This is a genomic window from Rhodovulum visakhapatnamense (assembly GCF_004365965.1).
GTDB classification, from domain to species: domain Bacteria; phylum Pseudomonadota; class Alphaproteobacteria; order Rhodobacterales; family Rhodobacteraceae; genus Rhodovulum; species Rhodovulum visakhapatnamense.
The window spans coordinates 154,788-168,407 of the sequence record NZ_SOEB01000004.1 but is presented as its reverse complement, the minus strand read 5'-3'; the positions used below and the strand labels follow the sequence as shown (position 1 = coordinate 168,407).

The following is a 13,620-nucleotide window of genomic DNA, read 5'->3' as shown; positions in this document are numbered from 1 at the left end:
GGACGGGCAAAGCTTACAGGGGCGGCCGGGCAAGAGGAACACCCCGCGAACAGGGGGGCGCGACCCGCGCCTATCCCTGCCGGGCGCGGGCGATCAGTTCGGCCGCGCTCAGCCGGAAGCCCGAGGCGACCCAGTCCGCCTCAAGCCGCTTGAGCGCCGCGCCCAGCGCCGGACCGTCGAACCCGGGCATCAGATCGGCCGCGCTGAGCGGAAACCGGGCGGCGGTGCCCCGGGCAAGCTCGGATGCCAGATCGCCGGACAGCGGTTGGCCCAGCGCGGCAGAGCGCAACAGCACCGCATCGCGCGCCATGTCCGGGCCCAGCCGGTAGGCCAGCTCGGCGGCACCCGCCATCTGCCCCGCAGCACCCGTCAACCGCTCCAGGCGCCGGGCCTCGGCCTTGCTCAGGCGCAGCCGTTTGGCCGGGGCCTCGCCGCCCAGCGTCGCCAGCCGCCGGACAGGATCGGGGGGCAGCCCTTGCGCCTGTTCGAGAGCCACCAGAACCGGCAGGGCGCGCGGATCGGCCCCGGGCAGGGTCCGCGCCAGAACCCCCGCCGCCGCCATCGCCGCGACGCTGGGTGCGGGGTCGGGCGCCGCCAGCAGCTTGCGGATCTCGGCGCCGATCCGTTCCTTCGAAAGCGTCTCTATTCCGGCCGAATTCGCGGCCGCGGCCGCCAGACCGTCAGGGTCGAGCCCCGCCTCGGCATCGCCATACCAGGCATGAAACCGGAAAAAGCGCAGGATGCGCAGAAAGTCCTCGCGGATCCGCGCATCGGCATCGTCGATGAACCTGACCCGCCGCGCCGCAAGATCCGCAAGACCGCCAAGGGGATCGATCACCGCGCCCTCGGGCGTGGCATAGATCGCGTTCATGGTGAAGTCGCGGCGGCGGGCGTCTTCCTCGGGACTGTCGGCGAAGGCCACGACGGCGCGGCGGCCGAAGGTTTCGACATCGCGCCGGAAGGTGGTCACCTCATGCGGCAGATGCCCCGCCACGACCGTGACCGTGCCATGGTCGAACCCGGTCGGCACCGCCTTCAGCCCGGCGGCCTCGGCCAGCGCCATGACGGTTTCGGGCCGGGCATCGGTGGCGATGTCGATATCGGTCACCGGCACGCCCAGAAGCGCGTTGCGCACACAGCCGCCGACGAAAAGCGCCCGGTATCCGGCGCGGGTCAGCACTGCGCAGACCGCCTGGGTGTGGTCGGCGAAGAACCAGTCGCCGAAGACGCGCGTCATGACGCCACTCGGTCGGCCAGCGCGCGCAGGATGCGGGCGGTCGCGCCCCAGATGTAATAGGGGCCGTAGGGCACGGTGTAATAATAGCGCCGCTGGCCTCGCCAGATCCGGTACTGGATCGAAAACCGGGCGGGGTCGCGGACATGGTCGAAGGGCACGTCGAAGACCTCGTCGACCTCTCCTGCCTCGGGCACCCGCAGGAAATCCGGCCGCAGCCGGGCCAGCACGGGCGTCACGGTAAAGGCGGTCACCGTCTCGTGCGGCGGCATGGTGCCCAGCACCTCGACATGGCTTTCGGGCAGGCCGATTTCCTCGCGCGCCTCGCGCAGCGCCGCCGCGACCGGCTGTTCGCCCGGTTCCAGCTTGCCGCCGGGAAAGGCGATCTGGCCGGGATGGTGGGTCAGCCGCGACGACCGTTTGGTCAGGATCAGCTGCACCCCGTCCGGCCCCGGCACGAGGCCGACCAGCACCGCCGCCGGGCGCAGCACCCGCCCCTCGGGCAATGCAAATCCCGGGTTCAGGTCGTGGTCCGAGGTTTCGCGCCCCGGCCGGGCCAGCGCCGCGGCCAGCGCCTCGAACGGGTCACTCGGCATCGGGGTCCTTCTCCGCCTCGAAGCCCAGCGTCGCCGGGTCCAGCACGTAATGCGCGCCGCAGAACTGGCAATCGGCGGTCACCACACCCTCGGGCGTCGTCATGTGGCCGATATCCTTGGCCGAATAGATCGACAGGCTCTGCCGGACCCGCGCCTCGGAACAGGTACAGCCGAACTGCACCGGCTGCGGGTCGAAGACCCGCGGGCGCTCCTCGTGAAAGAGCCGCACCAGCAGGTCGGTCGGCTGCACGCGCGGCCCGACCAGTTCGATTTCCTCGACGGTGTCGAGCAGGATGTTGGCGCGCTTCCAGTGTTCGGCCTGGGCGCCCTCCAGCATGTCCTCGGCCTGAAGCAGACCCTCCTCGCCGCTGCCGCCCTCGGGGCTTTGCGGGATCGAGGCCCTGGGCATCAGCTGCAGCATCACCCCGCCCGCGCGCCAATGCTCGCCCTTGCCCGACCCAGGCAGCATCGCCCGCCCGAAGCTGAGCGCGAAGCGGGTCGGCAACTGCTCGGACTGGGCGAAATACGTCTCTGCACAGGCCGAAAGCGAGCCACCGGCAATGGGCGTGATGCCCTGATAGGGCACCGTGCCCGGCCCCTGGTCGAGCAGCACGGCGAAATAACCCTGCCCGATCTGCGAGAACGGGTCGGCCGAAGGGTCCAGCCGGTCCTTGTCGAAGCTGGCATAGGCGCGGATGCGGGCCGGGGCGCCATCCTCGGACGGCGCATAGTAATCGGTCGCGATCAGCCGCGCGGGGCCATCGCCCCGGACCTGAAGGCTCAGCTTCCAGCGCAGTTTGATGGTCTGCCCGATCAGCGCGGTCAGCAGCGCCATCTCGGCCACCAGCGCCTCGATCAAAGGCGGGTAGTCGTGCTGCGCCAGCACATGGTCGAGCACGCCGTCCAGTCGGGCGACCCGCCCGCGAACGTCGCTGCGGTCAAGCTGGAAAGGAAGGACGGTATCGTCCCAGGCGATCTTCGATCCGATGGACATGAGGTTCCCTTGGGCTCTGGGCCTTGGCATACCCGCCTTATATAGACGCGGCAACGAAAGCACAAAGAGGCGGCAATGATCCGGCGATTCGGCGAGGCGGTCAGGGCGGACCAGAGCTACAAGCTGAGACAGGGCGCCTACGCCCTTCTGGAACGCGACGGGCTCTTGCTGGTCACTCATCAGCAAAGGCCGGTGCCCGAATACCAGCTGCCCGGCGGCGGCATCGACCCGGGCGAGTCGCCCCTGCAGGCGCTGCATCGCGAGGTGTTCGAGGAAACCGGCTGGAAGATCGAGCTGCGTCGGCGGCTGGGCGCATTCCGGCGCTTCACCTACATGCCCGAATACGACATCTGGGCGGAGAAGCTCTGCACCATCTATCTTGGCCGTCCGGTCCGCCCCTATGGTCCGCCCAGCGAGCCCGGGCATACCGCGCTGTGGATGCCGGCCGGCGTGGCCGCGCGACAGCTTGGCAATGCCGGCGACCGCCATGCGGTGCGGCGGTGGCTGGGGCTGGCGCGCTAGCCGACCTCGAACAGCACGGCCGAAACGTCATCGGGGAATTCGCCGCGGCCGCCCGCAAAGGCGGTCAGCCCGGTCTGGATCGCATCGAGGAAGGCCGGGCCGCGCACCCCGGCATTGGCCTCGATCAGCCGACGCAGGCCTTCGTCGCCCAGTTGGGCGCCGTCCGGCGCCGGGCATTCGGTGATGCCGTCCGACACCAGAAGAACCCGGTCGCCCGGCGCAAGCCGGACTTCGCAGCTTTCGAAGTTGGCGCCCGGGATCAGGCCCAGCGGCAGCCCGCCTTCGCCCAGATAGTCAAGCGCCCCATCCGCGCGCTGCACCACCGGATGCGGATGCCCGGCCTGAACGAACCGCATCTGCCCGGTGTCCAGCGTGACGAAGGCCAGCAGCAGCGTGAAATAATGTTCGGTCTCGATATCCTCGAGAAACAGCCGGTTGAGATGCGCGGCGACCTCGGCGGGCGGGCGGGCGCGATAGCTGCCCCCGGGCGCGGGTTCCAGCGCGATGTTCTGATCGGGCGACCGCGAGCCCAGAAGCCCCGCCAGACGCGCGGTCAGCATGGCCGAACTGATCCCGTGGCCCGACACATCGGCCGAGAACACCCCGACCTCGCCCGGCCCGGCGGGAAAGAACCCGACCAGATCGCCGCCGACATGGCCGCAAGGGCGCAGCAGAAGCGACACCTCGCACCCGCCGAACCGGCGGTGGCGTTCGGGCACCAGCGATTGCTGAAGCTTGCGCGCCTCGACCAGATCGCGGTCGAGCGCGTCGTAAAGCGTGCGCAATTCGGCCAGCGCATCGGTCAGCAGGCGGTTCTTGTCGCGCAGCTGATGTTCCATCCGGAGGATGCGTTCGCCCGAGGCGATCCGGGCACGCAACTCGCTGGCATTGACCGGCTTGGTCAGGAATTCGTCGGCCCCGACATCGAGCCCGTGGATCATCTCGACCATTTCGGATTTCGAGGTCAGCAGGATGAAATAGCCGTAGCTTTCGCGCGGCAAATCGCGAAAGGCCTGGCAGAACTCGGGGCCGTTCATGCCCGGCATCATCCAGTCGCTGATGATCAGGTCGACCGGCCGGTCGCGGCAAATATCCAAAGCCTCTTCGGCCGAGCCGCATTCGGCGACCTCATATCCCCAGCGTTCCAGCGATGCGCGCAGGATCCGCCGTTGCAGGCGGCTGTCATCGACCAGAAGAACCAGTCGCACGAGACTGGCCTTGGCAGGGTCGAGATGCGTCGGGTCTGGCTGGGCGTTCACGGGAGTCCCGGTCCTGATCTGGCTTTAGTTCATAAAGCCGCCGACTTAACGCCCCATGAACGCGCGAATTAGACCCATCTGTCCAGATATGGGCTAAGACCCCGTTAAGCGGTCTCGGCTAGCCTCCGGGCCGACGGAGAGGCAAGGCGATGGAGTATGTGCGATGATCGACTGGACTCGCGTTGACGAGTTGCGGGACGAAGTCGGCGAAGACGCGTTCGACGAGGTGCTCGATCTTTTTCTCGAAGAGGTCGACGAGGTGATCGAGCGTGTGGCGCCGGGGCGCGACCCGGCCGATCTGGCCGCCGATCTGCATTTCGTGCGCGGCTCTGCGCTCAATCTCGGGTTCAAGGATTTCTGCGTGCTCTGTCAGGGCATCGAACGCCAGCTGGCCCAGGGCCAGAACGTCGATCTGGTGCCCTTGACCGCGGCCTATGCCAGTTCGAAGGTCGAGCTTCTGGGCAGGGTCCGCACGCGCCGCGACGTCGCCTGACGAGCAGGCGCCCGTCAGATCAGGAAATCGGCGAGCGTCGGGTCCTCGGTAATATCGCGATAGGTCAGGCCCTGCGCCTCCATCCGCGCGAAAAGCGCTGCAAAATTGCGCGCCTCCGTCGTTTCGATCCCGATCAGGACGGTGCCGAAATTGCGCGCCGATTTCTTCAGATATTCGAAACGCGCGATATCGTCCTCGGGCCCCAGAAGATCGAGAAAATCGCGCAATGCACCGGGCCGCTGCGGCATCCGCAGGATGAAATACTTCTTCACGCCCGAAAACCGCTGGGCGCGTTCCTTCACTTCGGGCAGCCGCTCGAAATCGAAATTGCCGCCCGAGGTGACGCAGATCACCGACTTGCCCTCGATCTCCTCGGCCAGCCCCGGCAGCACATCGACCGACATCGCGCCCGCGGGTTCCAGAACGATCCCCTCGACATTCAACAGATCGAGGATGGTGGTGCAGATCCGGTCCTCGGGCGCCAGCAGCACATGCGCCGGGTCGATCCCGCGCAGCCGCTCGAAGGTGCGCGCGCCGATCCGGGCCACCGCCGCCCCGTCGACGAAGGTATCGACCTTGGGCAGGGTCGCCGGCCCGCCCTCGGCCAGCGCGGCGGTCAGCGAGGCGCCGCCCGCTGGCTCGACGAACCGGAAGCCGATCCCGGGCGCGGTCTCGCGCAGGAAGGACACGACCCCGGCGGCCAGACCGCCGCCGCCCACCGGCAGAATCACCAGATCGGGGGTGTGATACAGCACAGACATCATCTCGACCGCGACCGAGGCCTGCCCCTCGATCACGTCCTCGTCGTCGAAGGGCGCAAGAAAATGCCCGCCCACTTCGCGGCAATAGGCCTGGGCCGAGGCCAGCGTGTTGTCGAAATAGTCGCCGGTCAGGCGGATCTCGATATTCTCGCCGCCGAAGATCCGGGTCTTGCCGATCTTCTGGTCGGGCGTCGTCACCGGCATGAAGATCACGCCCCGGACCCCGAAATGCCGACAGGCGAAGGCCACGCCCTGGGCGTGGTTCCCGGCGCTGGCGCAAACAAAGACCGGTGCCTCGGTGGCACCTTCCAGCGCTTTGCGCATCGCGTTGAAGGCGCCGCGCAGCTTGTAGGACCGCACCGGGCTGAGATCCTCGCGCTTGAGCCAGATATCGGCCTTGTAGCGTTCGGACAGGTGCACGTTGCGTTGCAGCGGTGTGGGCGGGAACAGCGCGCGCATCGCCTTTTCGGCGGCGCGGGCCTTTTCGGCAAACTCGGTCATGCCGCAGCATTGGCGCGTTCGCCCTGCGCGCGCAAGCGTCCCGTTGCGCGCGGGTTCCCTTGCTCTGGCCCCGGAAAAGAGCTATCCGCCGCCCGATATCCGAATGACGAAAGGTCGCCCCATGTCTGCGCCCAAGTCCGCGCCCAAGAAAGTCGTCCTGGCCTATTCCGGGGGTCTCGACACCTCGATCATCCTGAAATGGCTGCAAACCGAATACGGCTGCGAGGTGGTGACCTTTACCGCCGATCTGGGCCAGGGCGAGGAACTCGAGCCCGCCCGCAAGAAGGCCGAGATGATGGGCGCCAAGGAGATCTTCATCGAGGATCTGCGCGAGGAATTCGTGCGCGACTTCGTCTTCCCGATGTTCCGTGCCAATGCGGTTTATGAGGGGCTGTACCTGCTGGGCACCTCGATCGCGCGGCCGCTGATTTCCAAGCGCCTGATCGAGATCGCCGAGGCGACCGGCGCCGATGCCGTGGCCCATGGCGCCACCGGCAAGGGCAACGACCAGGTCCGGTTCGAGCTGTCGGCCTATGCGCTGAACCCGGAAATCAAGGTGATCGCCCCCTGGAGGGAATGGTCGCTGACCAGCCGGACCAAGCTCCTGGCCTTCGCCGAGGAAAACCAGATCCCGATCGCCAAGGACAAGCGCGGCGAGGCCCCCTTCTCGGTCGATGCGAACCTCCTGCACACCTCGTCCGAGGGCAAGGTTCTGGAAAACCCCGCCGAAGAGGCGCCCGATTACGTCTATCAGCGCACCGTCGACCCCGAAAAGGCGCCGAACGAGCCTGAATATATCGAGGTCACCTTCGAGAAGGGCGACGCGGTCGCGATCAACGGCGAGGCGATGTCGCCCGCCACGGTCCTGACCAAGCTGAACGAGCTGGGCGGCAAGCACGGCATCGGTCGGCTCGATCTGGTCGAGGGGCGCTTCGTCGGCATGAAGTCGCGCGGCATCTACGAGACGCCCGGCGGCACGATCCTTCTCGAGGCCCATCGTGGCATCGAGCAGATCACGCTCGACCTTGGCGCGGCGCATCTGAAAGACGAGCTGATGCCGAAATATGCCGAGCTGATCTATAACGGCTTCTGGTTCAGCCCCGAACGCGAGATGCTGCAGGCGCTGATCGACAAGAGCCAGGAACACGTCTCGGGCACCGTCCGGCTGAAGCTCTACAAGGGCTCGGTCCGCACCGTCGGCCGCTGGTCCGAGGCCTCGCTTTATTCCGAAAGCCACGTCACCTTCGAAGACGACGCCGGCGCCTACGACCAGAAGGATGCGGCGGGCTTCATCAAGCTGAACGCCCTGCGCCTGCGCCTGCTGGCGACGCGGAACCGCAAGTTGAAGGGCTGATCCGCTTCAGGGACCGGTCCTGCGCGGGCCGGCCCCGCTTTCGCGAGTTCACGCGCTTTTGCGTTTCGCGCGATTTCCCGGGGGCTCTATCCTTTTCCTCGACGATATCGGGAAAGGGAGGCCTTCATGGGCACGTCCTTCGGAACCATCAGAACGGCCTTGCTGATCGCGGCCATCGCCCTGGGCCATATCGCACAGGGCCATCGCGCCCAGGCCGCCGAGCCGCAGACAGCGATCTTCGCAGGCGGCTGCTTCTGGTGCGTCGAGGCCGATTTCGAGAAGGTCCGGGGCGTGAGCGACGTCGTCTCGGGCTATACCGGCGGTCATGTCGACCATCCCGCCTACCGGCAGGTGGCGCGCGGCGGCACCGGCCATGTCGAGGCGGTAAAGATCACCTACGATCCGGACGTGGTCAGCTATGAAAGGCTGGTCGAGCTGTTCTTCCGCTCGGTCGATCCGACCGATGCGGGCGGTCAGTTCTGCGACCGGGGCGAAACCTACCGGACCGCGATTTTCGTCTCTGATCCGGCCGAACGGCGCGTGGCAGAGGCCGAAAAGGGCAAGGCCGGGCGGGCGCTCGGGTCCGGGATCGCGACCGAGATATTGCCCGCCGCGACCTTCTGGAAAGCCGAGGCCTATCACCAGGACTATTACAAGAGCCGCGACCTGATCCTGACCCGGTTCGGGCCCAAGACCAAGGCCGAGGCCTACAAGCTTTATCGCGCGGGCTGCGGGCGCGACGAAAGGGTGCGGGCGCTTTGGGGCGACGCCGCGCCCTTTGCCGGAGCCTCGTGACGCGCGCTTACCCGACCTCGCAGGCGGCAAGCAGCGCCATGTTCAGGATGTCGTTGACGGTCGAGACCGTGGAACAGATCTGGATCGGCTTGTCGACACCGGCAAGGATCGGGCCGATCACCGTGGCCCCGGCCATCTCCTGCATCAGCTTGACCGAGATCGAGGCCGAATGCCGGGCCGGAACCACCAGCACGTTTGCAGGCCCCGACAGGCGGCAGAACGGATAGCGCGCCATCGCCACCGGGTTCAGCGCCACATCGACGGTCATCTCGCCGTCGAATTCGAAATCGACCCCGCGTCTGGCCAGCACCTCCGAGGCGCGATGCATCTTGGTCGCGCGCTCGCTGACCGGATAGCCGAAGGTCGAGAAGCTGAGGAAGGCCACGCGCGGCTCGATCCCCAAACCGCGTGCGACATTGGCCGCGTGCACGGCGATATTGGCCAGATCCTCTTCCTCGGGCCATTCATGCACCAGCGTATCGGCGATGAAGACGATCTTGCCCTTGTGCAGCAGAGCGGTCACGCCGACCGCGCCGTCCTGGGCGCGGGCATCGAAGACGTGATTGATCAGTTCCAGCACATGGGCCGATTTCCGGGTCGCCCCGGTCACCAGCGCATCGCCATGGCCATTGGCCAGCATCAGCGCCGAAAAGACGTGCCGGTCGCGCGCGGCCAGCCGGTTGATGTCATGGGTATCGTAGCCCTTGCGCTGCAGGCGCTGGTACAGGAACGACCGATAGGCCTCGAGATGGCCGGTATTGGCCGCGTTCACCACCTCGAGTTCGCGATAGGCATCGGCAAGCCCCGCCTGCTGCAGCTTTTCCCTCACCTCGGCCTCGCGGCCGACGACGATGGCCTGGCCATAGCCCGCGCGGTGATAGCTGACGGCGGCGCGCAGCACGCGTTCGTCATCGCCCTCGGCAAAGATCATCCGGGCCTGCGCCGCCTTGGCCCGCGCCGCGATCCCCGACAGGACCGAAGCCGTCGGGTCCATCCGCGCTTTCAGCCGCTGTTCGTATTCGTCCATGTCGACGATCGGCCGCCGAGCGACGCCGGTATCCATCCCGGCCCGCGCCACCGCCGGCGGAATGGTGTAGATCAGCCGAGGATCGAAGGGCGTCGGGATGATATAGTCGCGCCCGAAGGTCAGCTTGGTGCCATAGGCCATCGCGACCTCGTCGGGCACGTCCTCGCGGGCGAGTGCGGCCAGCGCGTCGGCGCAGGCGATCTTCATCTCGTCATTGATCGCCCGGGCATGGATATCCAGCGCCCCGCGGAAGAGATAGGGAAAGCCCAGCACGTTGTTGACCTGGTTCGGATAGTCCGACCGCCCGGTCGCGACGATGGCGTCGGGCCGCACCTCCTGCGCCTCTTCGGGCGTGATCTCGGGATCGGGGTTCGCCATCGCGAAGATCACCGGGTTCTCGGCCATCGAGGCCACCATCTCGGGCGTCACCGCGCCCTTGGCGCTGACGCCCAGGAAGACATCCGCCCCCACCATCGCGTCTTCCAGCGTGCGCGCGTCGGTCTTGGCGGCATGGGCCGATTTCCACTGGTTCATGCCCTCGGTGCGGCCCTGGTAGATCACGCCCTTGGTGTCGCAGGCGATGCAGTTGTCATGCTTCGCCCCCATAGCCTTGATCAGTTCCAGGCAGGCGATCCCGGCCGCACCCGCGCCGTTCAGGACGATCTTGCAATCCTCGATCTTCTTGCCCGACAGATGCAGCGCGTTGATCAGCCCCGCCGCGCAGATCACCGCCGTGCCGTGCTGGTCGTCATGGAAGACCGGAATGTCCATCTCTTCCTTGAGCCGCTGCTCGATGATGAAACACTCGGGCGCCTTGATGTCCTCGAGATTGATCCCGCCGAAGGTCGGCCCCATCAGCCGCACCGCCCGGATGATCTCTTCCGGGTCCTCGGTGTCCAGCTCGATATCGACCGCGTTCACATCGGCAAAGCGCTTGAACAGGACCGACTTGCCCTCCATCACCGGCTTCGAGGCCAGCGCGCCCAGATTGCCCATGCCGAGGATCGCGGTGCCGTTCGAGATGACGGCGACCATGTTGCCCTTGGTGGTGTAGTCATAGGCGGTCTCGGGCGCGTCGGCGATGGCCTGCACCGGCACCGCGACCCCCGGGCTGTAGGCCAGGCTGAGATCGCGCTGGGTGGTCATGGGCTTGGTCGCCACGATCTCGTATTTCCCCGGCACGGGCTCGATATGATAGCTCAGCGCTTCTTCCGGTGTGATCTTGGACTTCTCGGCCATTGTCGGGGGTCTCCTCCTAGGTGAAAAGCGTCTTAACCCTCCGGCGCCCGCGCCTCAATAGACTTGAAAATCGACATGGATTTCCCGCTTTTCGCCGCAGGGTCGGATTTGTAAGGTCCGCGGACCAGCGACAGGGGGGTTCCGTGACCGAAGCCGGCGCATCCGTCACACCGATGATGGCGCAATATCTGGACATCAAGGCCGCCCATCCCGGCGCGCTGCTGTTCTACCGAATGGGCGATTTCTACGAGATGTTCTTCGACGACGCCGTGGCCGCGGCCGAGGCGCTGGACATCGCGCTGACCAAACGCGGCAAGCATCTGGGCGAGGACATCCCGATGTGCGGCGTGCCGGTCCATGCCGCCGAAAGCTATCTGCTGACGCTGATCCGCAAGGGGTTCCGGGTCGCGGTCTGCGAACAGATGGAAGACCCGGCCGAGGCGAAGAAGCGCGGGTCGAAATCGGTCGTGAAACGCGACGTGGTCCGGCTGGTCACGCCCGGCACCCTGACCGAGGAAAGCCTTCTGGAGGCCCGGCGCCACAACTTCCTGGCCGCCTTCGCCGAGGTCCGGGGCGAAGCCGCCCTGGCCTGGGTCGACATCTCGACCGGCGCATTCCGGGTGATCGGTTGCCCGGGCGTGCGGCTGGGCGCCGAACTGGCCCGGCTTGCCCCGCGCGAGGTGCTGCTGAACGAGGCCACCGAACGCGATTGGGCCGAGGCAGTCTCTGATGCGGGCGCCGCCGTGACCCCGCTGTCGCGCATGAGCTTCGACAGCGCCTCGGCCGAAAAGCGGCTGACCGCGCTGTTCTCGGTCGGCACGCTCGAAGGCTTCGGCAGCTTCGGCCGGGCCGAGCTGTCGGCGATGGGCGCGCTGGTCGACTATCTGGAGATCACCCAGAAGGGCAAGCTGCCGCTGTTGCGCCCGCCGGTGCGCGAGGCGATGGGCGGCACCATGCAGATCGACGCCGCGACCCGGCGCAATCTGGAACTGACGGCCAGCCTTTCCGGCGGGCGTGAGGGCAGCCTGCTGGCCGCCATCGACCGAACCGTCACCGCCTCAGGCGCGCGGCTGCTGGAACGGCGGCTTTCCAGCCCCTCGCGCGATCTGCCGACGATCCGCGCGCGGCTCGATGCGGTCCGCGCACTGGTTGAGGATTCCGGGCTGCGCAATGCGCTGCGCGACGAGTTGCGGAAATGCCCGGACATGGACCGGGCGCTGTCGCGGCTTGGGCTCGACCGGGGCGGGCCGCGCGATCTGGCCGCGATCCGTACGGGGCTGACCCAGGCGGGCGCGCTGGCCGACCGGCTGGGCTGCGATCTGCCAGCCCTGATCGCCGAGGCGCGTCGCTCGCTGACCGGGCATGACGCGCTGGTCGACCTGCTCGACCGGGCGCTGGTGGCCGAACCGCCGCTGCTGGCACGGGATGGCGGCTTTATCGCCACCGGTTATGACGAGGGTCTCGACGAGGCACGAACGCTGCGCGACGAGGGCCGGGGCGTGATCGCGCGTATGCAGGCAGGGTTCATCGACGAGACCGGCATTTCCTCGCTGAAGATCAAGCACAACAACGTGCTGGGCTATTTCATCGAGGTGACCGCGACCCATGCCGAGCGGATGCTGTCGCCGCCGCTGTCGGACACCTTCATTCACCGCCAGACCACGGCCAATGCGCTGCGCTTTACAACGGTCGAGCTGTCTGAACTGGAAACCCGCATCCTGAACGCGGGCAACCGGGCGCTGGAAATCGAAAAGCGCCTTTTCGACGACCTCCGGGCGGCGATCCTGACCGAGGCCGGGCCGGTCGGGCAGGCCGCCGCCGCGCTGGCCGAGATCGACCTGACGGCAAGCCTTGCCGATCTGGCCCGGGGCGAGGACTGGTGCGAACCGCTGGTCGATGACAGCCGCGCCTTTGCCGTGACCGCAGGCCGGCATCCGGTGGTCGAACGGGCGCTGCGGCGTCAGGGCGGCGCGCCCTTCATCGCCAACGATTGCGACCTGGCCCAAGGCGGGCAAGGTGCCGCGATCTGGCTGCTGACCGGGCCCAACATGGCCGGTAAGTCAACCTTCCTGCGGCAGAACGCGCTGATCGCGCTGCTGGCGCAGGCGGGCAGCTTCGTGCCCGCCGCCTCGGCCCATATCGGGCTGGTGTCGCAGCTGTTCAGCCGGGTCGGCGCCTCGGACGATCTGGCGCGGGGCCGGTCCACCTTCATGGTCGAGATGGTCGAGACCGCCGCGATCCTCAATCAGGCCGATGACCGCGCGCTGGTGATCCTTGACGAGATCGGGCGCGGCACCGCCACCTATGACGGGCTGTCGATCGCCTGGGCGACGCTGGAACACCTGCACGACACGAACCGCTGCCGCGCGCTCTTCGCCACCCATTACCACGAGATGACCGCGCTGGCGCAAAAGCTGGCGGGGGTCGAGAACGCGACCGTGGCGGTCAAGGAATGGGAAGGCGACGTGATCTTCCTGCACGAGGTCCGCAAGGGCGCGGCCGACCGGTCCTACGGGGTGCAGGTGGCGCGGCTGGCGGGCCTGCCCGACAGCGTCGTGGACCGGGCCCGGGTGGTGCTGGACGCGCTGGAGCGCGGCGAGCGCGAGGGCGGGCGGTCCCATGCCACGCTGATCGACGATCTGCCGCTGTTCTCGGCCGCCGCGATCCCGCAGCGCCCTGCCCCGGTGCCGGCCGGCCCCTCGCCGCTGGAAGACCGGATGTCGGCCATCCATCCCGACGAACTGACCCCGCGCGAAGCGCTGGAGCTGCTTTACGAACTGAAGGCCCTGGCGCGGCCGGACTAGCGCCGAAAGAAAAACGCCCGGCCTATGCGCCGGGCGTTTCA

Annotated in this window: 11 protein-coding genes; 5 read left to right on the top strand and 6 right to left on the bottom strand. The window is 67.4% G+C overall.

Features of this window, described 5'->3' with window-relative positions; translation table 11 throughout:
* Positions 1–70: 70 nt before the first annotated feature.
* The 3 genes from EV657_RS05335 to hslO are packed head-to-tail and all read right to left on the bottom strand — an operon-like array spanning position 71 to position 2,824.
* Complete coding sequence (locus EV657_RS05335) at positions 71–1,237, bottom strand: CCA tRNA nucleotidyltransferase (protein WP_134077343.1); 1,167 nt, start codon at positions 1,235–1,237, stop codon at positions 71–73.
* Entirely contained in the window at positions 1,234–1,830 is a 597-nt protein-coding gene (locus EV657_RS05330; protein WP_075784157.1) for an NUDIX hydrolase, read from the bottom strand. Before EV657_RS05330 ends, EV657_RS05335 begins: the two co-directional genes overlap by 4 nt.
* Positions 1,820–2,824: an Hsp33 family molecular chaperone HslO gene (hslO, locus tag EV657_RS05325; RefSeq protein WP_134077342.1), complete on the bottom strand. Its 1,005-nt coding sequence runs from the start codon at positions 2,822–2,824 to the stop codon at positions 1,820–1,822. The genes EV657_RS05330 and hslO overlap by 11 nt, the downstream gene beginning before the upstream one ends.
* A gap of 75 nt (positions 2,825–2,899) precedes the next feature.
* Here hslO and EV657_RS05320 point away from each other — a divergent pair, with 75 nt between their 5' ends.
* Positions 2,900–3,346, top strand: a complete 447-nt coding sequence (locus EV657_RS05320; RefSeq protein WP_134077341.1) for an NUDIX hydrolase — start codon at positions 2,900–2,902, stop codon at positions 3,344–3,346.
* Here EV657_RS05320 and EV657_RS05315 read toward each other — a convergent pair.
* Positions 3,343–4,605 (bottom strand): PP2C family protein-serine/threonine phosphatase, encoded by a 1,263-nt coding sequence (locus tag EV657_RS05315; RefSeq protein ID WP_243627877.1) that lies wholly within the window; start codon positions 4,603–4,605, stop codon positions 3,343–3,345. The genes EV657_RS05320 and EV657_RS05315 overlap by 4 nt on opposite strands.
* A 163-nt stretch (positions 4,606–4,768) precedes the next feature.
* Between EV657_RS05315 and EV657_RS05310 the strand changes: the two genes are divergently transcribed.
* Positions 4,769–5,098: an Hpt domain-containing protein gene (locus EV657_RS05310; RefSeq protein ID WP_113669463.1), complete on the top strand. Its 330-nt coding sequence runs from the start codon at positions 4,769–4,771 to the stop codon at positions 5,096–5,098.
* A gap of 14 nt (positions 5,099–5,112) precedes the next feature.
* Here the strand turns inward: EV657_RS05310 and ilvA are convergent, their stop codons facing one another.
* On the bottom strand, positions 5,113–6,360 hold the full coding sequence (gene ilvA / locus EV657_RS05305; protein ID WP_134077340.1) for a threonine ammonia-lyase IlvA: 1,248 nt from the start codon (positions 6,358–6,360) through the stop codon (positions 5,113–5,115).
* Positions 6,361–6,481: 121 nt separating this feature from the next.
* On the opposite strand from ilvA, the gene EV657_RS05300 reads away from it, so the two are divergent.
* Together EV657_RS05300 and msrA are read left to right on the top strand one after the other, a co-directional pair.
* Positions 6,482–7,714, top strand: coding sequence for an argininosuccinate synthase (locus tag EV657_RS05300; RefSeq protein ID WP_134077339.1), 1,233 nt, complete (start codon positions 6,482–6,484; stop codon positions 7,712–7,714).
* A 126-nt stretch (positions 7,715–7,840) separates the two neighbouring features.
* Positions 7,841–8,509 (top strand): peptide-methionine (S)-S-oxide reductase MsrA, encoded by a 669-nt coding sequence (gene msrA / locus EV657_RS05295; RefSeq protein ID WP_113669466.1) that lies wholly within the window; start codon positions 7,841–7,843, stop codon positions 8,507–8,509.
* A gap of 7 nt (positions 8,510–8,516) precedes the next feature.
* Here the strand turns inward: msrA and EV657_RS05290 are convergent, their stop codons facing one another.
* Positions 8,517–10,775, bottom strand: coding sequence for an NADP-dependent malic enzyme (locus EV657_RS05290; RefSeq protein ID WP_075784150.1), 2,259 nt, complete (start codon positions 10,773–10,775; stop codon positions 8,517–8,519).
* 173 nt (positions 10,776–10,948) lie between these two features.
* On the opposite strand from EV657_RS05290, the gene mutS reads away from it, so the two are divergent.
* Entirely contained in the window at positions 10,949–13,579 is a 2,631-nt protein-coding gene (mutS, locus tag EV657_RS05285) for a DNA mismatch repair protein MutS (RefSeq protein WP_134077378.1), read from the top strand.
* Positions 13,580–13,620 lie beyond the last annotated feature (41 nt).